This is a genomic window from Actinomycetota bacterium, assembly GCA_040755895.1.
Taxonomy (GTDB): domain Bacteria; phylum Actinomycetota; class Aquicultoria; order Subteraquimicrobiales; family Subteraquimicrobiaceae; genus Subteraquimicrobium.
Genome location: JBFMAG010000127.1, coordinates 1 through 22,453, shown reverse-complemented (window position 1 = coordinate 22,453; position 22,453 = coordinate 1). Strand labels below are relative to the sequence as shown.

Below are 22,453 nucleotides of genomic sequence, written 5' to 3'. Positions count from 1 at the left end.
GAAGGATGGTTGCCGAGGGAAAAATCGAGAGGAATGAATCCCTTGAGAAAGTTCTCCGCCTGAACAGGATCAGAACTCTATCCGGAGTCGCTGTGGTGGCCATCCTCACAAAACCCTTCGAGTGCCCCGGTCTGTGCATTTATTGCCCATCCGAGAAGGATATCCCCAAAAGCTATCTTGCCAATGAACCTGCAGTAATGAGGGCGGTCTTGAATGATTTTGATCCTAGGAGGCAGGTCGAGGTGCGATTAAGGGCACTTGAATTGACTGGACACCCCACGGATAAAATCGAACTCATCGTCATGGGAGGGACCTTCTCCGCTCTAGATCGCCATTATCAGGTCGATTTCATCAAAGGCAGCTTTGATGCACTGAACGAATGTGACACGGAGGATCTCGACGAGGCTTTAAGGATCAATGAAAGAGTGTCGCATCGATGCGTGGGTTTAACTTTGGAGACCCGTCCGGATTACATAAATGATGGAGAGGTCATTTGGATGAGGAGATTGGGAGCGACGAGAGTCGAAATCGGAGTACAGAGCATCTACGATGATGTTTTGAAATTGATCCAAAGAGGTCATCTCACACAAGAAACCATAAACGCGACTCGCCTTCTAAAAGATGCCGGATTCAAAGTGGGTTACCATATCATGCCTAATCTTCCTGGTTCTGATCTCAGTCGCGATGGGCAGATGTTCAAGATTCTTTTCGAAAACCCGGATTTCCGACCGGATCAGCTCAAGATATATCCCTGCGTCGTGGTCAGGGAAGCTGAACTTTATGATTGGTGGCGAGAGGGAAGATACAAGCCTTATGATGAGAAAAAACTCATCTCCCTCTTGGCTGAGATGAAGAAATCCTTGCCTCCCTATGTCCGCGTCTCCCGTCTTTTCAGGGATATCCCCTCACCGAGGATTGAGGCTGGGGTAAAGAAAGTGAATTTACGTCAGCTTGTGGCAAAGGAAATGCGAAAGAGAGGTTGGCGTTGTCGATGCATTCGGTGTAGAGAGGTGAGGGATGAGGTTGACTTCACAGGGCTCGGAAATGCGATCCTCTTTCGCCAGGATTATCATGCTTCGAGGGGTCAGGAAATTTTCTTAAGTTTTGAAGATCCCCAGCGTGAGCACATCCTTTCCTTCTTGCGTCTACGAATTCCCTCTCATCACTTCAGTGGCGAGAAGCACATCATCCCTGAACTTGAGGGGGCGGCCATCATCAGGGAAGTGCACACCTATGGTGAGCTCGTTCCCTTGGGGGAAAGAAGAGAAGCCGCACAGCACCGAGGCTTGGGCATGAAACTAATAAGAACAGCGGAAGACATCGCCCTAAAGGAATTTGGAATAAGAAAAATGGTGGTGATCTCCGGCGTCGGTGTCCGGGAATACTATCGGCGACTCGGCTATGACCCTCATGGAACTTACATGATCAAACGAGTCTGACCTTCAATGTTTTATTGAACGATCTTGACGCCTCCCAAAATTAATCATTAGTTTTAAATTTTGGGAGGATAATATGCTCCTGTGGAAGAAATAATTCAATAAGAAGTGAAGAAAGGAAGGAAAAGATGCTCTTTTCCCTCATCTATTTCAATTTTTTGGATGGATTATTGACGATTTTAGAATTACACTTTGGTCTCGCCGTGGAGGCGAATCCATTGCATGGGTTATTCCCTCATCTATTTTGGGGATATAAGTTTCTCATAGTTCCCATACTCGCATATTTACTTTGGAGGCTTTCACCGCGGGCAATTCTAATCCCTCTAACTATCCTCCTCCTTGTAGTCTTGTATCACCTCATGGGTCTATTTTCGGTTGCGGTGGCCTAACCCATACGAGGTATTGCCACCTTGACCGAATAGAAAATCCATCGAATGCTCTAAAATTCTTAAGAATATTAGAATGAAATGGAAGAGCTTTGGTTTTTAAAGTGGGGCTCTTTTGAAGTAAGAGGTGAGAGAGCGTGGTTGATCTATTGGACAGATTTAAAGGTTGCCTATTGGGTGTAGCAGTGGGCGATGGATATTTTTCATGTTATCATCGCTTTGGTGGAACATATGCGATGGGAGAATGCTTTTGAGAAGACGTACAAACTTTTAGAAAAGTTGGGAATCCAGCTATTCTCCCCCTCAAAATCTCTCATAAATTGGGAGGTTGCCGCAGGAATTGCTTTCGACTTCTCGGATAGGGGAACTGAAACTCTTTTCGATCGTGAAAGCTTAGTAGATGCTTATTGTAAGATGCTGGAAACAGTTCGACCCAAGATTGCAGATTATCTGGGAAACCCATGGACATCCACCGATCTGGTTTGCGTATTTGATAGGACCGAGTGGATTGTTATGAACATGGAAAATATTAGATCTCTCCTTAAGCCATTGGCGAAGAGTTACTGGGAAGCTTTACAGACCTACTTATCCACGGTTTATCCCGGGGGGAAAGTATTAAGAAAGGTGGGTCAGATATCCATCACCACTGAGATCGGATTGATGATGGGACATTTGTCCACCAAGGTTTTGGCTCAGTATGATTTTGGTCTTCCCACAACGGAAAGCGTTTTTCCTGAACGATTCCTTTATTTCGTGGAGCCCAATATCGTGAATTTAGAGCGAGAGTTGAATCTCGATCCCTTTAACCTTAGACTCTGGATTGCTCTTCATGAATCCACCCACAGCTTTCAGTTCCATGTCCACCCCTGGCTTCGAGATTACCTGAACTCGCTTTTGAAAGAGTACCTCGCACTGGCAAATAGAGCTGTTTCACAACTTGAGCTTGAGATATTGCGAGGCTCAAGACCACTTTCCTGGTCACAATTTTGGTGGAAGCATCTTTTAGGCCCAGAGCACCGGGAGCTCGCTGGCAGGATTCAAGCTTTAATGTGCCTCATCGAGGGATATAGTGAGCATGTAATGGTAAAAGTTGGAAAGCAATTGCCGGATTATGATGAACTCCTCGCGGTGTTTAGGGAGAGAAGGAGGAGAAAGAGCTTATTTCAATTGATCCTCGAGAAGTTAATTGGACTTGATATTAAGCTAAAACAATATATCCTGGGTGAGAGATTTGTTTCTTATGTCGTCGAAAGCGAGGGGGTCGAGTTCCTCAATCGGATCTGGGATGATAGGGATAATCTGCCCACCTGGAGAGAGATTTACTACCCCGAGGAGTGGATTTCTAGGATCAAGAGCTCTTCTTAAAGACCCTGTACCTTGAAAAATGTCCATGTTAGGATATAATCATAATTGCAAATTAAGTTTATATCAGGGCCCATAGCTCAGTTGGCAGAGCACCCCGATTCATATCGGGGGTGTCATAAGTTTTAGCTATGGTGGAAATGTTGGTTGAGGGCCCATAGCTCAGTTGGCAGAGCAGCGGACTCATAATCCGCGGGTCGTAGGTTCGAATCCTACTGGGCCCACTAAGATTGGTCGATTGTCGATGGACGATCGTTTGAAGAATTCTCATGGTGTCACTAAAAACTAAATTAGTTTAGTTGAAGGAGAGCATTCGATGAAAGTATTTATGTTCTTTGGATTCGTGCTACTTATGGGGTTAATCCTCGCTGGTGCCTATGGCTTTTATATGGAGAAGATAAAGGGGATGGGGCACGGACGCACGGGATACGAAGAGACGGAGCATAGTCACACGGAAGGTCATGAACCCGAACATCATTAATTTGAGAGGGCGATTGGCTCAGGGGGAGAGCGCTGCCTTCACACGGCAGAGGTCGCAGGTTCAAATCCTGCATCGCCCACAGATAACTTCTCTTGCAATCTCTTCAAAACTTACAGCAGCAACGAATATCATCCCAAATAAGGTATCCGAAATACCGAAACCCTGAATTATCCCCCTTGATCCTCTACCCAAAAGCTCTGCTCCTATGGTAATAACTATAAGTGATACTATCATCACAGTTGGAAAGAACCATCTCGGTTTTTCTTCTTTTGCCTTCTCTAACTCATCTACCTCCTCTTTGTGGAGATAGGCTCTCTTTTCTTCTTTTGAAGCTTGAAGAATATCGGACACCTACGATTAAAATAAAGAAGTGCCCTGAATGTGGTGAAGAAGTGGAAATTTTCTCCAATGAGATGCAGGTAAGATGCAGTAATTGTGGATTTACAATTTACAATGATCCAAGTCTTGTGTGCAATGGTGCAAATACGCCAAAGAATTTGGGAAGAACTTTACAACAAGTTAAGAAAAGGAAGGAATAAGTAAACCAGAAGAGGATATTAAAAACGTCTTGAAAGAAGAGTAATGAAGTTGCAACTCAACTCCTTGATATATTCTCCCAGTTCAAGTAATATATGAACTAAAATAAAGGAAGGAGGTGGAAAAGCAATGATAGTTAGTCCATGTGAGCCAGAAATGTTGCCCTGTGGTAAAGATCAAAGAAAATCGAGTGGAGATAGGAGAAAAAGGAAGCCTGTGCATTTTAAGGAAAGAAGAATGGAATGAATTGGTGGAGAAGATTAAGACCGGAGAGCTGTCCAAAATTAAATAACACGAAATTAAATAACAATTAGAAGGACTTGTTGATGCAAGGGCGAAAAAGTCATTGAGAGGAAAGCCCAGAGGATATATTAGCAGCGGTAACGGATAAAGGAAGGTTAGTAGCAATGAGAATAGCACAGGTTGCACCCGTTTGGGGAAGATGTCCTCCGGAGAAATATGGTGGAATTGAGTTAATAGTCTCCCTTCTTACCGAGGAATTGGTGAGAAGAGGTCACGATGTAACGCTATTTGCCACGGGAAATTCCATCACAAAGGCAAACTTAAGAAGTATCTACGATAAACCTCCCCGAGAACTTGTGGGTAGTCCAATCCCCGGTCTTCTCCACGCGCAATATGCTTTCCAGATTTGTAAATTTGAGACTCCAAGGTTTGACGTCATCCACAGTCATATCGGTATTCTGGGAATAGTTTTAAGCTCTTTTCTCCCCACCCCTACCTTACACACATTGCATGGTATTTTCCCCGATTCTGCTAAAAAACTATTCTTGTTTAATAAAGATAAGTTCTATAACTCCGTAAGCGATAGCCAACGAATAGGTTGTCCGGAGTTGAATTATGTTTGCACTGCTTATAATGCCATCGATGTAGAAAAATTTGAGTTTAATCCCAAAAAGGAGGATTACTTCATCTTTATCTCCAGGTTTAGTCCCGAAAAAGGGGCTCACTTAGCCATTGAGATTGCAAAGCGGGCGGGTATTAAGCTCATCATCTCGGGGAAGGTGGACCCTTGTGATAGGGAGTATTACCAGACCAAGATTAAACCATTTGTTGATGGTGAACAAATCATCGAAGTCCCAGAGCTTGAGTTCCAAGAAAAGGTCAAACTTTATAGTGAAGCAAGGGCATTTATTTTTCCCTTGCAATGGTCCGAGCCTTTTGGATTGGTGATGATCGAAGCCATGGCCACGGGTACCCCCGTTATAGCATTTAAAAGAGGTTCGGTACCGGAGATTGTAAAAAACGAAGCAACCGGGTGGATAGTTGATACTGTGGATGAGATGATCTCGACCGTTAAGATGGTGGATTCACTTCCGGATGATCGCAGAGCAGCCATTGCAATGGCTTGTAGAAAGCACGTTGAGAGTAATTTTTCTGTAGAGAGGATGGTCGACGATTACGAGAGAGCTTATGAGGTAATCTCTGGGTAATTTACCCTTCTGCGCCCCTTGGTGCTTAGTGACCCCCTCTCATCTTCTATAAATATCTCCCATTTTAAAATCGGAAAGTAAAGCCTCATTCAGCTTTTGACGATAAGCTGTATGGGGATGAAAATGGTTTGGTCGCATGAGAAAATCGGTGAAATTCTCATTCGCGCTAATCTCATCACGGAGGAGCAACTCAATCAAGCTCTCCAATCTCAGAAGGAGAGTGGGAAACCTCTGGGAAAAATTTTGGTTGACAACGGACTTATAACCGAGGGGCAATTGGCGAAAGCCCTCGCCCAGCAAAAGAATCTCCCCGTCGTGAGCTTGAGCGAACTTGAAATCGATTCTATGGCGGTTACCTTGATCCCCGAAAGAATCGCCCGCCGCCACCTTGCCATTCCCATAGGATTTGAAAAGGGGAAGCTGGTTCTCGCTATGGCGAATCCTCTCGATATTCACGCCATAGATGATATTCGAGTCATCACCGGCTATGAGATCAAACCCGTTGTATGTACTGAGTCCGAAATAGTAAACGCCATTAATCAGCATTTCCGTGTTTCAGTTGAGCAGATGGTTGAGTCCATAAAGGTAGAGGAGGTAAGGGAGGCTAAGGGGGAGGAACTCAAAGTTGTGGGGGAGGAGGCACCGATTGTGAAATTGGCGAATCAGATCATAGCTCAAGCTGTGAATCAGGGAGCGAGTGACATTCACCTAGAACCGCAGGAGAAAGAATTCAAGGTGCGTTTCAGGGTCGATGGAGTTTTACACGATGTAATGAGCCTACCCAGGAAGGTTCAAGCGGGTCTCACATCGCGCTTTAAAATAATGAGCGAATTGGATATCACCGAGCACAGGGTGCCACAGGATGGTAGATGCGGCTTAACGTTCTCGGAGAGGGAAATCGACCTTCGGGTTGCCACGCTTCCCACAGTTTATGGGGAGAACATAACCCTCAGAATTCTCGACAAAAGTAGAGCTTTATTGAGTCTTGGAGAGTTGGGATTTCAACCGGAGATGCTCGAGAAATTTAAGTCTTGTTACACCAAACCATATGGTGCCATTTTGGTCACTGGTCCCACGGGTTCTGGCAAATCGACCACACTTTATGCCACGCTCAATGTCATCAACTCTCCGGAGAAGAAGATAATTACCGTGGAAGATCCGGTGGAGTATAGACTCCCGGGAATACTCCAAATTCAAGTCAATCCCAAAGTTGGACTCACTTTTGCCAATGGACTTAGGTCCATAGTCCGATGCGATCCAGATATCATAATGATAGGCGAAATAAGGGATTTAGAAACCGCTCAGATAGCTGTAGAAGCTGCTTTAACTGGTCACTTAGTGCTATCCACCCTCCACACAAATGATGCTCCCAGTGCCCTTTCTCGGCTTGTGGAGATGGGTGTGGAATCCTTCCTGGTTTCTTCAGCGATTGACTGTGTTCTTGCTCAGAGGCTGGCCAGAAAGCTCTGTGTAGATTGTAAAGAGGAATATAAACCCACCGAAAAGTTCCTAAGGGAAAATTTCGTCGACCGCGAGTTTGAAGATGTCACTCTCTACAGGGCAAAGGGATGCCGCAAATGTCATAATACTGGTTATAAAGGCAGAATAGGCATTTATGAGCTGATGTTGGTGAGTGATGAAATACAGAATGCTTGTTTGGAGAGAAAATCTTCTGAAGAGATTGAAAAGATAGCCATCTCACAAGGGATGGAAACATTAAGGGAAGACGGATTCAAAAAGGTCAAACAGGGGATAACATCAATTGAAGAGGTTTTACGAGTGGTAATTTAATGGTTTCCTTCTAAAAGCTCCAAAAATCCGCAGTAGACGTTTAAATTTCCCAAAATTGTAGAAACTTCACCTACGCGGTGATAAGTAAAGGTACAGCTTTGGGCTGTTTTATTTATGACTCACCTATATCATTTATATATACAATAGTCTTACCAAAACAGCTATTTTTGTAAAAAAGCAAATTATTTAAAATTGACCGACCATTAGACCATTAAAGAGGATTTTTGCCCTTTGGGTTGAATATAATTTTGGAATAAAGAGAAAGGTAAGGATGCAAGATGAGGCTAAAAGGTGTATTGGTGGCTGTCCTCCTCGTCTTCCTAATGGTCGCCCTCCTTGTTATAACCATTCCCACATTCCGAAGTTTAGACCGTGTCTGCCGTCAGGCAGGCGGGGGACAGGCAGGTCATAATTCCAACATTAAGGGTGGAGTCAGCCCCGCTCGCTTACCCTTAAGGAAGCCAATTGTCAAGCCGACCATAGATCTCCCCTCAAATACACTCAATTTAAAATCAACAAATCCAGTTACCGCAGACAAATGGGCAGTAATCATAGGAATTTCAGACTACTTTGGTACGCAAAGCGATCTTAAGTATTGCGATGACGATGCACTGGATGTTTATAATGCTTTGACGACCATTTATGGTTTTCCTCCTGATCAGGTAGTATTGCTTTTAGATTCGATGGCGACCACGGCTAATATCCAAGCTTCCATCGATTGGCTCATCGCCAATGAAGGTCCGAATTCAACGGTGGTTTTCTACTATAGTGGACATGGTTCCAGGGCTCTGAGAGGGGATACCGACCGCGAACTCATCGACGAATCGATTGTGCCCTGGGAGTTGAGCCGTATATACGATGGAGAGTTAGCTTTAAAGTTCAAAACGCTCGAATCCTCAAAGGTCTGGGTGGGGTTTGATTCGTGCTATGCGGGTGGTATGGATGATGTCGGTATCACCGGTCTCAACAGGATCGACACCCAAGCCTGCGGAGAAACGCAGCTGAGTTACGAGAGCAACCCGCTTCAAAATGGTTACTTCACTTATTTTATGATCGATGCCGCAATGCTTCAAGGCAAAGCCGATGCCAATGGGGATGGAGTGGTCTCTATAGAGGAGGCATTCAAATACGCGAAGAACAGTATGCGCTCTTTGCGCTTACGTCAAAGACTGGAAATCAGCGATCGGTATCCGGGCGAAATGATCCTCTAAAAAGACCCCATCATTTAAATTTACTGTAGCGCGGGAGTTCATCTCCCGCAAAAATTTTGGGTTTGTTCCCCGCTAAGGGTGGAGATGAACCACCCTTTTCTTTTGACCAGATACCCTTTGTGTTAATATTAAAGTCGATCAATTTTTGAAGTCTTTCTGCTGATTAGCAGGCCGTGTCTGCCGACAGGCAGGGATTGTGGTATGAAAGAATTTGAATTTTTAGCCGAACTCCAAAGGATCGATTCCCGTACGGATGAGTTACGGGAGAAGGAAGTGAATCTTCCCGAGAGGGAGAAATATAACGCTTTAAAGAGGGATTTACAGGTGGTGAAAAATATCCTTTCCGAGAAGCAAAAGCTGCTGATGGATGAGGAGAGGATACAGAAGAAACTAGAAGGGGAGCTGGAATTATTATCTCTAAAGATAGAAGGAGAAGAAAAGAAGCTGTACAGTGGTGTGGTAAAGAGTCCCAAGGAACTTGCGAGCATTCAGCGGGAAGTGAATGTGCTTCAAAGGCGGAAGGATGAGATGGAAACGGAATTATTGGAACAGTTGGACGTGGTGAAGGCTCTTGCCTCAGAAGTCGATGAGCTCTCCCAAAGGGTCGCGAGTTTGGAACAAACCACCAAGGAAGCGGAGGAAGCCTACCACAAAGTCGTGGATGAAATCAAAGGAGAGCTGGAGGAGCTCGATTCGCAGAGGAAGAAAATCGTTCTCCAAATCCCTCAAAATCTCCTTGCTCTATATGATGAAATACGAGGAGAAAAACATGGTCTCGCCGTAGTGAGTATAGAAGAGGGAATTTGCCAAGGGTGTTATGTTGAACTCCCCGCCGAAGAGGTGGATAAAATGTTGCGTTCGGATGAATTATGGCTGTGTCCCTACTGCAGAAGGATATTGGTAAGATGAGGGTCGAAGGTCGAAGGACGAGGGGCGAGTGCCGAGGGTCGAAGGTCGAAGGGTTGATTTTGCACGTCGATGGGGCTGCACGTGGCAACCCTGGTCCCGCTGGAATTGGAGGGATCATCTTCGACGAACGAGGCTTAAAGCTCTGCGAGCTGAGTGAGTATATTGGAGAAACCACCAATAATATTGCAGAGTATTCAGCGCTCCTCCGCGCTTTAGAGCTTGCCCGCCCGTACGGGCGGGTGGAGTCCATACAGATCCATTCCGATAGCGAACTTTTGGTGCGGCAACTTGAGGGAACTTACAAAGTGAAAAATCCGACCTTAAAATCCCTCTTTGACGAGGTAAAATGCCTTTTAAGAGCGTACAAAAGGGTTGAAGTTTATCATGTGCCCAGGAGGGAAAATGCAGGGGCGGATAAGCTTGCAAACAAAGCAATTGACGGATATTTAAGGTGATTTAAATGTATGAGCTTTTAATCAAAGCACATTTCGATGCGGCACATAGCCTGCGAGGTTATCCAGGCGATTGTGCAGGTCTTCATGGACATACCTGGCGTGTGGAAGTTGTAATTGAGGGCGAGGAACTAAACGATATAGAATTACTTTACGATTTTAGGGAACTCAAATCTCAGGTGGATGAAGTCCTTTCAAAATTTGACCACAAGTATTTGAACGAAGTACACCCCTTTGATGAGCTCTCCCCCACCGGAGAAAATTTGGCTCGATATCTTTTTGAGCAACTTAAAGCAACATTTCCCGACGGAATAAACTTGAAAAAGGTGAGTGTCTGGGAATCAGAGGATGCTTGCATCAGTTATAAAGAAAGTCATGGGTCAAGGACAAGAGCGAGGGACGAAGATTGAATCATGAACAAAGTTTATAGCGGGGTCGAGCCCCGCTATAAAATGTTGAACCAAGTCATTTTGTGACTACAAGTACGAAGATATAAAAAGCAAGAGTTATAGCCAAGGCTATGATCAAGCTTTTCCAAATGATGGGATCTTCACTTTTAATGAAATTCTTTAGATATCTGACAATACCCATGATATTCAAATTTAAGGCGAACGAGGCTCGCCTAATATTTTTCCTTCACCCCCCAGTGGGTTTTCGAGACCCTGCCTCTATTAACCATGGGGGGTTAAAAGTTGGTCCCAAGAAATCTCTAAGCGACTTACTCACAAACTTTCCATTCGTCCTCCCAGCATCCCCTGATAGTCTCTCGACTAGCTTGCCCTGGAGTCCTAATGGAATTGCTCTTCAGCCTCTATAGGACTTCTTGGGACCGAATCCATCCTATCTCAAAATTGAAGATGATGTCAAGAAAATTTGAAGAGTTTTTTCTTTCAAAAGGATGGATTAAAATAGTTTTAGAAAGGGGGGCTTTGGGTTGATAAAATTCGATTCCACTAGCTTTGGAGAGGTTGTAATCAGCGGGATAAGCTATGGCGATGTTCTAATAGCCGGAGGGAGGGTGGCACCGAGGGATAGAAATTTACTTCGGAATGTTTTGGGCACAAGCCATGCCATAGGCGATTGGGAAGTGGAAAAGTTGCTGCGAGGCAATCCTCAGGCGATAATCATTGGGACGGGTCAATCCGGTCTTTTAAGGGTGAGCAATAAGGTGCGGGAGAGAGTTGAAAAGGCGGGGATAGAACTAATTGCACTCGAGACCCCGGAGGCAATTGAGGAGTTTAATAGACTTTCTAAAACCAAGAGGGTAAACGCTCTAATCCATACCACCTGCTGATGTTTAGAGGGAAGTGAGGGGGGTGAAGAATGGGGATGAGTTGCTTCAATATCCCACGGTGCATGAAGCGAGACTTTACGAAAAGCTACCCGCTCAAAAAGTTAGATGCCATTTATGTGAAAGAAGGTGTTTGATCGCTACTCGCGGGAAGGGTTTCTGCAAGACGAGAATGAATCTGGATGGGACTCTTTATACCTTAGTCTATGGGGATATAAGTGGGGCAGAGAGTAGACCGATAGAGATCAAGCCCTTTTTTCATTACTGGCCCGGGTCGACTGCTTTCACCTTTTCCACGTGGTCTTGCAATTTCCGCTGTCCATGGTGTCAAAACTTCTCCCTGTCGAGAGGGAAACCCCGATTAGCTTCGGCTCACTACATTTCTCCTGAAAGCATGGTGGAAATGGCTTTGAATGAGGGAGATAAAGGAATATGTGTCAGTTTCAACGAACCCACTTTGCTCTTTGAATACTCCTGTGACGTGTTCAAAATTTCCAGGGAGAGAGGTCTATACAACTGTTACGTTTCCAATGGCTACTTGAGTTTGGAAGCTATACGTATGCTGTTTGAATCAGGCATGGATGCGATAAAAATCGATCTCAAAGGGGATGCCGGAGTTTACCGTGAATACTGTGGAAATCTTGACGTCGAAGTCGTTTGGAGAAATGTGAGGGAAGCCAAGAAAATGGGGCTCCATGTGGAAGTGGTGAATTTGGTGATCACGGGGGTAAACGATTCGCAGGAATGTCTGAAGTGGGTTATAGAGAGACATTTACGGGAGGCGGGAAGAGAGACGCCCCTCCACTTTACCCGGTATTATCCAGCCTATAAATTTGATAATCCATCCACCAGTATAAAAGTTTTAGAAGCGGCCTATGAGATGGCTGCAGAAGCTGGTGTGCTTTTTCCTTATTTGGGCAACGTTTCGGATCACAGATACGAGGACACTTATTGCCCCGATTGTGGAAAGTTACTTATAAGGAGACTCGCTTACACGATTGTGGAGTACAAGATCACTGCGAATAAAAGATGTTTCAATTGTGGTCGGTACATCCCAATCGTAGGAGAATATGTAAGTCGGTAGTCGGGACCGCCGCGCTACATGATATATATGTAGGGGCGGGACTCCGTGCCCCCCTTTGCTACTACGTGGGGGAGGTCTGACCCAGATGAGGAATGTTATTGAGAAGCTCATAAGAGAAGTGGGTGGGAGGTTTTCCAGCATATTTGGGATAAATCTGGAGAGCAAGGATGCGGGGGAGATTTTTAAATGGTTTCTGGCGTCCATACTTTTTGGGACGCGAATTGGGGAAGGAATTGCCTTTAACACCTATCGGGAGTTTGAAAGGAGGAAGGTTTTAACGCCGGATGCCATTTTGAAAACGGGTTGGGATGGGCTGGTGCAAATTTTGGATGACGGAGGATACGCCCGCTACGATTTTAAGACAGCTACAAAACTTCTGGATATGGCAAGGATGCTCAATGAAAAATATCAAGGTGATTTAAATGCACTTCATGAAACGGCAAAAGACCCTCGAAATCTTGAAGCAAAACTTGGGGAGTTTAAAGGCATTGGACCCGTGACCATCAATATCTTCTTGCGCGAATTGAGAGAGATTTGGAAGAAAGCCGACCCCCTATCGCAAGATTTAGCGATATTGGCTGCAAGAAATCTCGGCTTTACCAAGCTTGTTGGCGAGGGTGAAGCTGAGAGGGCAAGAATTCTTGATGATCTCAAGGGTATTTGGAGGAAAGCAGAGCCTTCTAAGTTCAAATTCTCGGATTTCGAAGCGGCTCTGGTGAGGTTGGGCAAGGATTATTGCCGTAAGAAGAAACATGAGGAATGTCCCATGAAAAAATATTGCACCTCTAAAAGATAAACCATACTTATCATCTACGCGGTGATAAGTATGGTGATAAGTGACCGGGATGAACCGTAAATTCGAAATTTTATAGGAGCGGTGGGATGGAAGAATACCCGCGATATGTAACTAAAGGATTTAAGCCCTTTGACCCCCTGGAGCTTGCCAAGAGGACTGAGGAAGTTGTAGGCCACAATTCCTCTCGTAAATATACCGCTTTTTATTGCACAGGGGTATACCGGGGGATATCCACGGCTTACACCGTGGGGTGCTGCTTGAGGTGCGTTTTTTGTTGGGTCAGCTTCTCCAGGGATTTTCCTGAAGAATATGGCGAGTTTTATACTCCAGAGGAAGTTTTCAAAAACCTGGTCTCAAATGCCAAAAAGAGCAAGGTCAAAAGCTTAAGGATTTCCGGGGGAGAGCCCACCCTGTGTCGAGCACATCTGCTTAAAGTTTTGGATTTAGTGACTTCCGTTGATTTTCTGTTTATCCTTGAAAGTAACGGGATACTTCTGGGTCATGATTCGGATTATGTAAAGGCTTTGAAGAAATATCCCAATATCTATGTGAGGATATCCCTTAAAGCGGGAACGGCGGAAGGATTTCAGAGAAGGACCGGAGCTATTGGCGATTTTTACAAGCTTCCCTTTCAAGCCATTAAAAATCTTAAGGAGAGCGGCGTGAGTTTCCATATAGCTAGTATGAGCGATCCAAGACTTATGCCCACCTCAGAGCGTAGGGAGATGTTTAAAAACTTGAGGGATGTGGACTATTGGGATTATGTGGAGGAGGAAACCTGCGATCCCTATGATACTTCCGTTATAAGATTGGAGAAAGCGGGATTCGATATCTGGAAATAAATTCGACCCTCGGCACTCGTCCCTCGATACTAATACCTCGATACTATATAAGATAAGTGCAAGGAAAGATGAGCGTCGAGCGTCGAAAAACGAGAGCGAAGGGGAGGTATAAATGTGGCTTAAGGATATGATGACCAGGAGGGTGGTATCCATCGGTCCCGATTCATCGGTGATTGAAGCCGCTAAAAGGATGGGAGAAGAAAATGTGGGATGTCTTATAGTCCTTGAAGATGAAAAGCTTGTGGGAATGCTCACGGATCGCGATATCGCAACGAGAGTGGTCGGAGAGGGTATAGACCCCCAGGGTTGTAAGGTAAGGGATTGCATGACGAGGGAAATTGTGACTGCCATCCCCCAAACCGACATTTTAGATGCGGCTAAGCTCATGACCAAATATGAGGTGAGGCGTTTACCGATAGTTGATGGTCAAAGGGTTGTGGGTATAGTCAGCATAGCTGACATAGCAGCTTACGCTGAGAGTATCCTTGGAGAAGTTTCTAAATCTAGGAAAAGGTAAATTACTGCTTTCAGCCATCGGCAGCCAGCTACCAGCTTGGTTAAATTCCTTGCATCTCTCCGCTCATGGCTGGAAGCTGACAGCTTTAAGTTCCAAGGGAGAATAGTGTGGCTAAAGAATTGTGTAAATCAAAGGTCCCTCTTAAGGTAAAGGTAGAGTATGGTCCCACCATTCGGACTTTTGATGTCGTAAAAGAGCCGGTTCCTCACATCGTGGTGGAGGGTTCAAGGAAGGAATTACATGGTTGGTGGCCTGGGAAGAGGGAGTGCACTGCTGAAAGAATGCTCATAAATCCGTATAATGGCTGTACTCACAATTGTCTCTTTTGCTATGCCCACGCCTTCTGGGGGTACTTTCAAATCTTTCGTAAGCACCGAGTGGTCACCGTTTTTAGGGATTTTGACGAGGCCATTGCTCGTCAATTGGATAGTCTGAATGTTGTCAGTTGTGGCTACCTCAGTCCAGTTACTGACCCCTTTCAGCCCATAAACGAGAAGTATCACCTCTCTGAAAAGATCATAAAGGTCTTCACAGATCGTAACATCCCCATAGAATTCATCACCAAGGGAACGGTTAGCGATGAGGTCATTGAGCTGATTCGAAGACAAAGCCACTCCTTTGGGCAGGTGAGCATATTAACTGTGGATGACGATTTGAGAAGACGTCTGGTGCCAGGAGGTGCCACTACCGAAGAGTTATTCGATAATCTGAAAAGGTTGACCCAATCCGGCGTCCATACGGTGTGCAGAATGGATCCCATCATTCCCCTCATCACCGATGGTGAGGAGAACCTCATCCAACTCGTATCTCGAGCAGCTTCCGCTGGTGCTAGACATATTGTCACCAGTTGTATGGATATCCCGTGGAAGATAAAGAAAGAAGTCGTGGAGGAGCTATCGGCAATCAATCCGGAGGTTGGGAGGAAATATCCTGGATTATATACGGAGGAAATCGATGGCTATTTAAATGCTGACATAAACTATCGGAGAAAGCTGTTTTCCAAAGTCAGAGAGCTATGCGATGGGCATGGTCTAACTTTTGCCTTATGTATGGAGTATCAATTGGTGGATGGGAGACCCATTGGTTTGAATAAAGATTTTATGACCTCTGTGAACTGTGAGGGGATGGATATCCCGATTTATATTCGGAAGGGAGAAAAATTTGAACCGGCGACAGATTGTTCAGGAGCTTGCCTTACATGTGTTGAAGCGAGATGTGGCATAGATGATTTAGCCATGGGAAGGGAGGGAGGTCCGCCCCAAGGTGAGGTGGCCAGGGGCACGAGGCGGATAGGTAAAAAGGATTGGAAGCTTGAAGACTATAGAAGATGGAGCAAACAAATCCTTGGGCAGAGGCAAGAAAAGCTCTTCTAAACCGATGAGCGATGTTCGACGAGCTGTAATTGAAATTGACGCGGTCAACATAATAAGGAGGAAATGAGGGAGAGAGATGAAAAGAGGACAGCTTAGCTAAAAGAAAGAGGCTATGGTTGACTTTAGGCAGGTCATCTGCTAAATTTAAATGGGAAAGTAGACTGGATGGTCGCCGATGTAGTGAGGATGTGAAGGAGTGAGGAAGTGAGAAAGTAGGGACTTGAATCACTCGAATCACTCCTCGCTTGAATCACTGTTATCGGAGGAAAGTCCGGGCTCCATAGGGTAGGGTGCTGGGTAACACCCAGGTCTCGCGAGGGACGGAAAGTGCCACAGAAAGGAAAACCCTGGGGACTGTCCCCCGGGAAAGCTGAAACGGTGGTGTAAAAGACCACCAGTCTCGAGGTAACTTGGGAGCTTGGCAAACCCCACTCGGAGCAAGGTCAAATAGGAGAGGATGTGGTGGCCCGCCACGTTGGACTCTCGGGTAGACCGCTTGAGTCCGATGGTAACATCGGACCTAGATAGATGACCATCCTTGACAGAACCCGGCTTATAGGTCTACTTTCCCAGAATTACCAGCCTTAAAATGGCTGGTAATTCTATTTTAAGCCGGTTGGCAAAGTGCTTTAAGGGAGATGCGCACTGAGTTGCGTCGTAAGGAATTGGGACAAAATAAAGGGATATTGGATTTAGGCATTTACCTGGTTTATACTAGGTGCAAGTGATCCCATGAAAGAGTCTTGGATTTGAGAATAAAAGGATTTGGAGCTTCTCCAATTCACTGATATGAGCTATAATTGTGACGAAGAAGTGTTTGGAGGCACAATCGATGAGGCGTAGATTTCATAGATTCTGCGAGTTTGGTTTCGGATTTCCCTATTTTGGTTTTTACTTCCATGCACCACGACATTTCCCGGGCAAAGAGGAATATTTGCGTGCCCTTGAGGATTATAAGAGAGAATTGGAGGAAGAATTAAAGGAAGTGGAAAAAGAGATCCAGGAATTAAAGAAAGAAATGTAGAGCGAACTTAACGTAGAAACAGACCTGCCTGCCGGCAGGCATGGCCTTGAGGTCTGTTAATCAAGGAGGTTTAAAGTGTTTGGATTAGGTGTCCCGGAACTTATAGTCATTATGATCATTGCTTTGATCATCTTTGGTCCGAGCAAGCTGCCCGATATAGCTAAGGCTATTGGTAGAGCAATAAGGGAATTTCAGAAAGCATCACAGGATCTTGAGCAACAGGTCAAGAAAGAATTTCAGGAGGTAGAGGGGATCAAAAAGGACTTTAAGAAGGTGGGGGAGGATATAAAGACCATAGGACCCCAGAAGTAAAGAGTGTGGAGTATCCCCATCAACGAATCCATCAAGATTTGGGGTAACATAGTCGGGCAAAAGCCCGACTAACCTTATTTGAAGGATTTTATGCTGTTATGGCGAATTATTTAGCTGCAAATTTCAATTTCGCTTAAGAATAATATACAAGAGATGGTTTGTTATATTAAAATATAAGAGAAAAAATTCACAAATCTTTCCCAATCAATAGTTGGGAATAAATGATTAGGAGGTGTTTTAAAATTTCAAAATATTTACCGGAGATCAATGTTTGGCTGGATGTAATTTGGTTTGCTCTACTCTTAATCATGTTCCTCTTTTGGTATGTGATTCATTTTGTTGGCAATTGGCTGACGGGTAGAGCTTACAAAAGATTCGTCAAATGGGAATGGCCACCTCATGAAGAGGTAATTCCCCCTACACCAAAAATCATGCATGGCATCCATGTGGTGGGAATGATCTGTCTCGCACTTTCCGGATTGTATATCCGTTTCCCCTTCGTTTACGGATTGCGGGATGCCATGAGATATCTCCACTACACCTGCGGGGTGATAGTCACCATCAATTTCATCTCTCGCTTGGTTTACGCTTTCAATGTGGACAAGAATGAATTCATCCTCAGGTGGCATGAGATTAAAGCTATGCCCGTCGTTCTCATGTACTATTTGTTCATCAAATCTGAGAAACCCCACCTCGCTAAGTACAATCCCATGCAAAAGATGACATATAGTATGATGTTCCCCATCCCCCTAGCCCTCATGGTCTATACTGGATTTGCGATGTTATTCCCCACACCTTTGCTCTTTTGGGCAACGCCCTTTGTAGGGGAAGCCACGGCTCTCGCTTGGACGAGAGTCATTCATTATTGCCTGTGCATGTTGCTCATAATGTTTACCTTGATACATGTCTATCTCTCGATCACAGAAGGCCTGCCCGGCTTCCTGGATTTCTTCGGTATTGTGCCCATAACCCATGTAGAACATGTACCCCACGCGGAGCATGAGCACGCGGAGATTCACTCGGAGGGACATGAGATAAAGGGGCATGGGATAAAGAGTGAACATGGCGAGGTTGAATAGAGAGGAGTGAAAATTTGGAGGGAAAATTTTCTTGCAACGATTATAAGTTTATTTTCGTTCTCTTATCTTTACTCCTAGTAACCGTACTTTGTACCTCCTGCACCCCAGCACGAAAAACAGCTCTGCGAATGGTGGTTACCGTAAAGGAGCCCGAGGCAAAATTACCCGCCGCTGAAGCTCCCATACCATTTACTCTGGGTGTGAGGGGTCGCTCCGGTTGTTTAGTATGCCACTCTGATAAACATCTTGCAAAGATCGTTGATGGCAAAAGAATCTCCTTATATGTCAGTCCCGCGGAGTTTGAAAAATCCCCACATAAGGATATCCTGTGCACGAGCTGCCACCGCGATTTTACCTACGAAGTTCATCCCGCTCCCACAGCCGAAGAATATCAACGAGTGGCCGGCTTGGCGTGTATAAGGTGTCATGATAAGCAGTACAAAGTTTATAGGGAGAGCATCCATGGGAAGCTCGCCTTGGCGGGAGATCCAAAGAAGGGAGCCACTTGCGGTGATTGTCACGGATCACACGACATCCGCAGTTTGAAAGTGGAGGAACAGCGATTAAAGTTCCGCGCTGGATGTAAGGAGTCTTGCGGTGGGTGTCATAAGGATGGTTACGAGAGTTACAATGACTATTATCATGGAAGAGCTTACAAGATGGGAGCAGTTGACGCTCCAACCTGTTGGGATTGCCATGGTGCCCACGATGTTCAGCCAACTGAATTGGATGTAGCGAAGGTCTCTGGGAAGAATATCGCTAAGACCTGTGGCATATGTCACAGTGGATCAAATGAAAGCTTCGCAGGCTATGCTCGAATGATCCATAAGGATACCGAGGTAAGGGAGCAGAACTTGGTGTTAAAGATAATTTACGCCGTTATCTCCCTTGCCAGGCGCGCATTCATTGGAGAATAAACTTTTTTACCCCCCACCCTCGCCCTCCCCCTTCAAGGGGGAGGGTTGGGGAGAGGGTGTTTCCAAAAGAGGAAAGGTATTTCTTGAAAGAAGCGGCATAGAAAATAGTTGTAACGGCGGTAGTCGAGGGTTGTTAATGAATATAGGGAGGTCCTTGATATCTTGAGGATAATTCTAAAGCGCTTAAAATTTTTGGCTTTTATAGTATTTTTGGCCTCCTTGAGTATATTAGTGGCATTTTTTGTGATTTTTCCAGCCCGGAGTCAGGTTCCAACCGTAGTTCCATTGATGGATACCAGCTTCCCAGTTTATGCATCCAAGTGTGCTCCCTGTCATCGTGATTTCGATGCCTTTAAGAATCCAAACATAATTTTCAAACACGCCTATCATCTCCTTGTGGAATGTCAAGGCTGCCACATTGAGTTTCCACATCAGCCTTGGAAAACGATCAAGCCCACCATGGAATTATGCTATAGTTGCCATGGTCTTCGCCATTCTCGTCGGGGTCTAATAGGCAAGAAGGACTGCCGCGTTTGCCATCCAGGGTGGTTCAATTTAGTGCCCGCATTTCATACATCCCAATGGCGGGCATCGACCCATAAGAATGAACCTAGCTTTCGCCGTTGCATGATGTGCCATCAGGCAAGTTCTTGTGAGGGATGTCACGCCAAAAGAGGTGTCCGTCCCCTTCCAGCTGAAACTTACGCCTACGAGACCATCCTGCCCGAACCGACTACACGTAAGGGTTATGAAGTTCAACTGGGTTTGCCCATAACCTCTGCCAAATGTGCTCCTTGCCATCGCGATCTGGATGCGTTTAAGAATCCCGCTTTAATCTTCGATCACGATGTGCACTTAGAAAGGGCAATTAGATGTGAGGTTTGCCATTCACAATTTCCCCATCTTCCCGATGTAACCCTTCGACCACCCATGGACCCATGTTATAACTGCCACAGCCTTCGCCATAGCAAGCAGGGATTGGTAGCCCCCGAGGAATGCAGTGTTTGCCATCCGAGGGAATTCAATTTGGTCCCAACCACTCATACCATTGGATTCCGCACCAAGACGCATAAGGATAATGCTAGAAGGGATATGGATTCCTGTCTCATGTGCCACAATGTCAATTTCTGTAACGCTTGTCACAGTGCGAAGGGTGTGAAACCCTTGGATCACACCGAAAAACCAGAGGTCTGGCGAACTGAGCATGGCAAACAGAAAGCTGGTGTCGAGGGATGCGTGGTCTGTCACAGGCAGAAATATTGCGATGATTGCCACAGGACCCCTATTCCTCATTCCCTCGTGTGGATGGGTGTGCATAAAGATGCTCCTCCCGATGCCATCGGGAACTGTAGAATGTGTCACAGAGAACGAGAATTTTGCCAAGAGTGCCATCATACTACGGTAGCCAAAGCCACGCTAGTTCGAGATAACTGCACCAAGTGTCATCCAGAGTACAGGGTACCGCTCTTGGAAGTCAGGAGATTGCCAATACCACCCGATAAGCGAAAGTCGTTCATGGTACACATAGCCCATTGCGAGATGACCCAAACTGAGCCCTTTGGGTGCCCAGAATGTCATGAGAGGAAATACCCAAAGGGTACAGGATGCTTCAGCTTTGAGCTCTGTTATACTTGCCACGGCAAGATGAGACTCGGTAAACTCATAGCCAAATGGGGCGGAACCGAGCTTTGCTATAAGTGCCATCTCGGTCCCCGATAAAAGGACATTTCGATTTTCGATCATCGACTAGCAATGAGCCCAAATTTGTAGAAACGGACCTTCAGGTCTGTTAAAAGTTTGTTAATCTTGGTTGGAAAACGGGAGGAAACCAAGGTAGATAGGCGAATTATAAAAGTTGTAAAGGATATCCATTTTCATGGTGGGAGGGAGCAAATCCCTCTCGCTTTGTATCATAATGTCATTGCGACCCCGAGCCGAAGGCGTGGGGGGAAGCAATCTGACACGAGTGTCATTCCGAGTGAAACGAGGACTCTCGTTTTTTGGGATTGCCACGCTCCGATGAATTAGCTCTCGCAATGACAGAATGGAAAAGTAGGCGGGGTTTATCCCCGCCCAAATTTGAGATGCAGGATTAAGGAATTGGCTTAATTCTTAATCCTTACAGCTTAATCCTTGAAAGGAGTTACCTATGAGACCAGCAATGCCTATACGGAAATTTGCCAGACTATTTATCCCTGGGGAGCGATGGCTGGATAGAGCTATCTGGGTGATGGTGGCGCTCATCCTCATTACCGCAGCTGTCTTCGGGGCTTTTTATTTTGCCTCTCGATATCGCATGACTAAAAAGACAGTGGTATACGAAGCGGGTGAAAAGTTAGCCGAGCGGGTTCGCAAAAATCCACTGGATATAGAAGCTCGGGTGGCACTGGGACGGAGTTATTTGGCCAGAGGTTTGTATGATAAAGCCATTGACCAGTTCAAGGAGGCTTTGAAGATAGATGAGGAGCATCAGGGGGCAATCGTTTTCTTAGGGATAGCCTATATGGGGAAGGGCGATTATGATAAAGCCCTAAAGCAGTTTGATAGGGAGATTAGACTCTACGAAAAAGCGGGATTTGCCAAGGAGAACAGATGGCTTGAGCAAGCTTATTACAACAAGGGAGTAATTCTCTTTAAACAGAAGAAGTACGACGATGCTGTCATTTATGTGAGAAAGGCTTTGGGGATCAGGCGAACCGATGCTGATAGCCACTTCCTTTTGGGCAGAATCTTTTTAGAGAGGGGTGCTTACGACGACGCCATCACCGAATTTCGGCAGTGTTTGAGATTCGATCCAAATTTTGCCGATGCTCATTACGGTATGGGTCTTGCTTACGAGAAAAAGGAACTGAGGGACGAAGCGATCGCTGCATATAAAAAAGCTATAGAAGTTGCCAAAGAAGAAGGACAAGATTTCAAAGAAGCTAAACGAGCCCTGAATAGGCTCCAATAAAGTAGGAGTGAGGAAGTGAAGGAGTGAGGAAGTGGGAAGTGAGATCAAAAGCTTTAGGGATTTACTAGTGTGGCAAAAGGCGCATAAGTTGTTTCTGGAGACCGTTGAAGATGTAAATAAATTTCCCAAAAATAAAGTGGCCGATATTCTCGCCCAACAGCTTCTTCGTTCAGTTTCCTCTATAAGTGCCAATATCGCCGAAGGATTCGGTAAAAACAAGGGAAAAGAATTTCAGCGGTATTCGATAAT

General features: G+C 45.4%; 24 protein-coding genes, 2 tRNA genes and 1 other RNA gene. 26 read left to right on the top strand and 1 reads right to left on the bottom strand.

All coding sequences use genetic code 11. The features are described from left to right. From AB1466_06015 to AB1466_05990, 6 genes are all read left to right on the top strand, one after another. Positions 1-1,439 (top strand): tRNA uridine(34) 5-carboxymethylaminomethyl modification radical SAM/GNAT enzyme Elp3 (locus AB1466_06015; GenBank protein MEW6189638.1); only part of this gene is annotated, 1,439 nt, incomplete at its 5' end. A gap of 125 nt (positions 1,440-1,564) precedes the next feature. Next, positions 1,565-1,825: a DUF5658 family protein gene (locus AB1466_06010; GenBank protein ID MEW6189637.1), complete on the top strand. Its 261-nt coding sequence runs from the start codon at positions 1,565-1,567 to the stop codon at positions 1,823-1,825. 228 nt (positions 1,826-2,053) lie between these two features. Then, positions 2,054-3,187 (top strand): zinc-dependent metalloprotease, encoded by a 1,134-nt coding sequence (locus AB1466_06005; GenBank protein ID MEW6189636.1) that lies wholly within the window; start codon positions 2,054-2,056, stop codon positions 3,185-3,187. 148 nt (positions 3,188-3,335) lie between these two features. Further along, a tRNA-Ile gene (locus tag AB1466_06000) sits at positions 3,336-3,408 on the top strand. 92 nt (positions 3,409-3,500) lie between these two features. Next, positions 3,501-3,665 carry a hypothetical protein gene (locus AB1466_05995; GenBank protein MEW6189635.1) on the top strand — a complete coding sequence of 55 codons (165 nt, stop codon included), beginning with the start codon at positions 3,501-3,503 and terminating at the stop codon, positions 3,663-3,665. A gap of 7 nt (positions 3,666-3,672) precedes the next feature. Beyond that, positions 3,673-3,744: transfer RNA gene (locus AB1466_05990), tRNA-Val, on the top strand. Here AB1466_05990 and AB1466_05985 read toward each other — a convergent pair. Beyond that, the gene (locus tag AB1466_05985; protein MEW6189634.1) at positions 3,726-4,016 is read right to left on the bottom strand and encodes a hypothetical protein; all 291 of its coding nucleotides are present in this window, start codon (positions 4,014-4,016) and stop codon (positions 3,726-3,728) included. The two genes, AB1466_05990 and AB1466_05985, sit on opposite strands and share 19 nt — an antisense overlap. 593 nt (positions 4,017-4,609) lie before the next feature. On the opposite strand from AB1466_05985, the gene AB1466_05980 reads away from it, so the two are divergent. The 20 genes from AB1466_05980 to AB1466_05885 form a co-directional block, all read left to right on the top strand. After that, positions 4,610-5,653 carry a glycosyltransferase family 4 protein gene (locus tag AB1466_05980; protein MEW6189633.1) on the top strand — a complete coding sequence of 348 codons (1,044 nt, stop codon included), beginning with the start codon at positions 4,610-4,612 and terminating at the stop codon, positions 5,651-5,653. Positions 5,654-5,776: 123 nt separating this feature from the next. Then, complete coding sequence (locus AB1466_05975; GenBank protein MEW6189632.1) at positions 5,777-7,444, top strand: ATPase, T2SS/T4P/T4SS family; 1,668 nt, start codon at positions 5,777-5,779, stop codon at positions 7,442-7,444. Positions 7,445-7,722: 278 nt separating this feature from the next. Continuing rightward, positions 7,723-8,655: a caspase family protein gene (locus AB1466_05970; protein ID MEW6189631.1), complete on the top strand. Its 933-nt coding sequence runs from the start codon at positions 7,723-7,725 to the stop codon at positions 8,653-8,655. A 201-nt stretch (positions 8,656-8,856) separates the two neighbouring features. Then, complete coding sequence (locus AB1466_05965) at positions 8,857-9,564, top strand: C4-type zinc ribbon domain-containing protein (protein ID MEW6189630.1); 708 nt, start codon at positions 8,857-8,859, stop codon at positions 9,562-9,564. After that, the gene (locus AB1466_05960; protein ID MEW6189629.1) at positions 9,561-10,019 is read left to right on the top strand and encodes a ribonuclease HI family protein; all 459 of its coding nucleotides are present in this window, start codon (positions 9,561-9,563) and stop codon (positions 10,017-10,019) included. The genes AB1466_05965 and AB1466_05960 overlap by 4 nt, the downstream gene beginning before the upstream one ends. A gap of 5 nt (positions 10,020-10,024) precedes the next feature. Next, positions 10,025-10,426, top strand: coding sequence for a 6-carboxytetrahydropterin synthase QueD (gene queD, locus AB1466_05955; GenBank protein MEW6189628.1), 402 nt, complete (start codon positions 10,025-10,027; stop codon positions 10,424-10,426). Positions 10,427-10,950: 524 nt separating this feature from the next. Then, positions 10,951-11,310 (top strand): MTH938/NDUFAF3 family protein, encoded by a 360-nt coding sequence (locus tag AB1466_05950; GenBank protein ID MEW6189627.1) that lies wholly within the window; start codon positions 10,951-10,953, stop codon positions 11,308-11,310. Positions 11,311-11,332: 22 nt separating this feature from the next. Beyond that, positions 11,333-12,391 carry an AmmeMemoRadiSam system radical SAM enzyme gene (gene amrS, locus AB1466_05945; protein MEW6189626.1) on the top strand — a complete coding sequence of 353 codons (1,059 nt, stop codon included), beginning with the start codon at positions 11,333-11,335 and terminating at the stop codon, positions 12,389-12,391. An 85-nt stretch (positions 12,392-12,476) separates the two neighbouring features. Next, entirely contained in the window at positions 12,477-13,187 is a 711-nt protein-coding gene (locus AB1466_05940) for a hypothetical protein (GenBank protein ID MEW6189625.1), read from the top strand. 86 nt (positions 13,188-13,273) lie between these two features. Next, a complete protein-coding gene (locus AB1466_05935; protein ID MEW6189624.1) occupies positions 13,274-14,029 on the top strand; it encodes a radical SAM protein in 756 nt (251 codons plus the stop codon). 112 nt (positions 14,030-14,141) lie between these two features. Continuing rightward, on the top strand, positions 14,142-14,546 hold the full coding sequence (locus AB1466_05930; protein ID MEW6189623.1) for a CBS domain-containing protein: 405 nt from the start codon (positions 14,142-14,144) through the stop codon (positions 14,544-14,546). A 107-nt stretch (positions 14,547-14,653) separates the two neighbouring features. Further along, positions 14,654-15,919, top strand: a complete 1,266-nt coding sequence (locus AB1466_05925) for a radical SAM protein (GenBank protein MEW6189622.1) — start codon at positions 14,654-14,656, stop codon at positions 15,917-15,919. Between the two features lie 153 nt (positions 15,920-16,072). Continuing rightward, an RNA gene (gene rnpB, locus AB1466_05920) (RNase P RNA component class A) lies at positions 16,073-16,491 on the top strand. 260 nt (positions 16,492-16,751) lie between these two features. Then, positions 16,752-16,943 (top strand): hypothetical protein, encoded by a 192-nt coding sequence (locus tag AB1466_05915; protein ID MEW6189621.1) that lies wholly within the window; start codon positions 16,752-16,754, stop codon positions 16,941-16,943. Between the two features lie 75 nt (positions 16,944-17,018). Beyond that, a complete protein-coding gene (locus AB1466_05910; protein MEW6189620.1) occupies positions 17,019-17,255 on the top strand; it encodes a TatA/E family twin arginine-targeting protein translocase in 237 nt (78 codons plus the stop codon). Between the two features lie 221 nt (positions 17,256-17,476). Beyond that, complete coding sequence (locus tag AB1466_05905; GenBank protein ID MEW6189619.1) at positions 17,477-18,334, top strand: cytochrome b/b6 domain-containing protein; 858 nt, start codon at positions 17,477-17,479, stop codon at positions 18,332-18,334. A gap of 14 nt (positions 18,335-18,348) precedes the next feature. Next, entirely contained in the window at positions 18,349-19,251 is a 903-nt protein-coding gene (locus tag AB1466_05900) for a hypothetical protein (GenBank protein MEW6189618.1), read from the top strand. A 162-nt stretch (positions 19,252-19,413) separates the two neighbouring features. Further along, positions 19,414-20,970 (top strand): hypothetical protein, encoded by a 1,557-nt coding sequence (locus tag AB1466_05895; GenBank protein MEW6189617.1) that lies wholly within the window; start codon positions 19,414-19,416, stop codon positions 20,968-20,970. Positions 20,971-21,412: 442 nt separating this feature from the next. After that, positions 21,413-22,204 carry a tetratricopeptide repeat protein gene (locus tag AB1466_05890; protein ID MEW6189616.1) on the top strand — a complete coding sequence of 264 codons (792 nt, stop codon included), beginning with the start codon at positions 21,413-21,415 and terminating at the stop codon, positions 22,202-22,204. 67 nt (positions 22,205-22,271) lie between these two features. After that, the coding region (locus AB1466_05885) for a four helix bundle protein (GenBank protein ID MEW6189615.1) at positions 22,272-22,453 on the top strand (182 nt) is incomplete at its 3' end.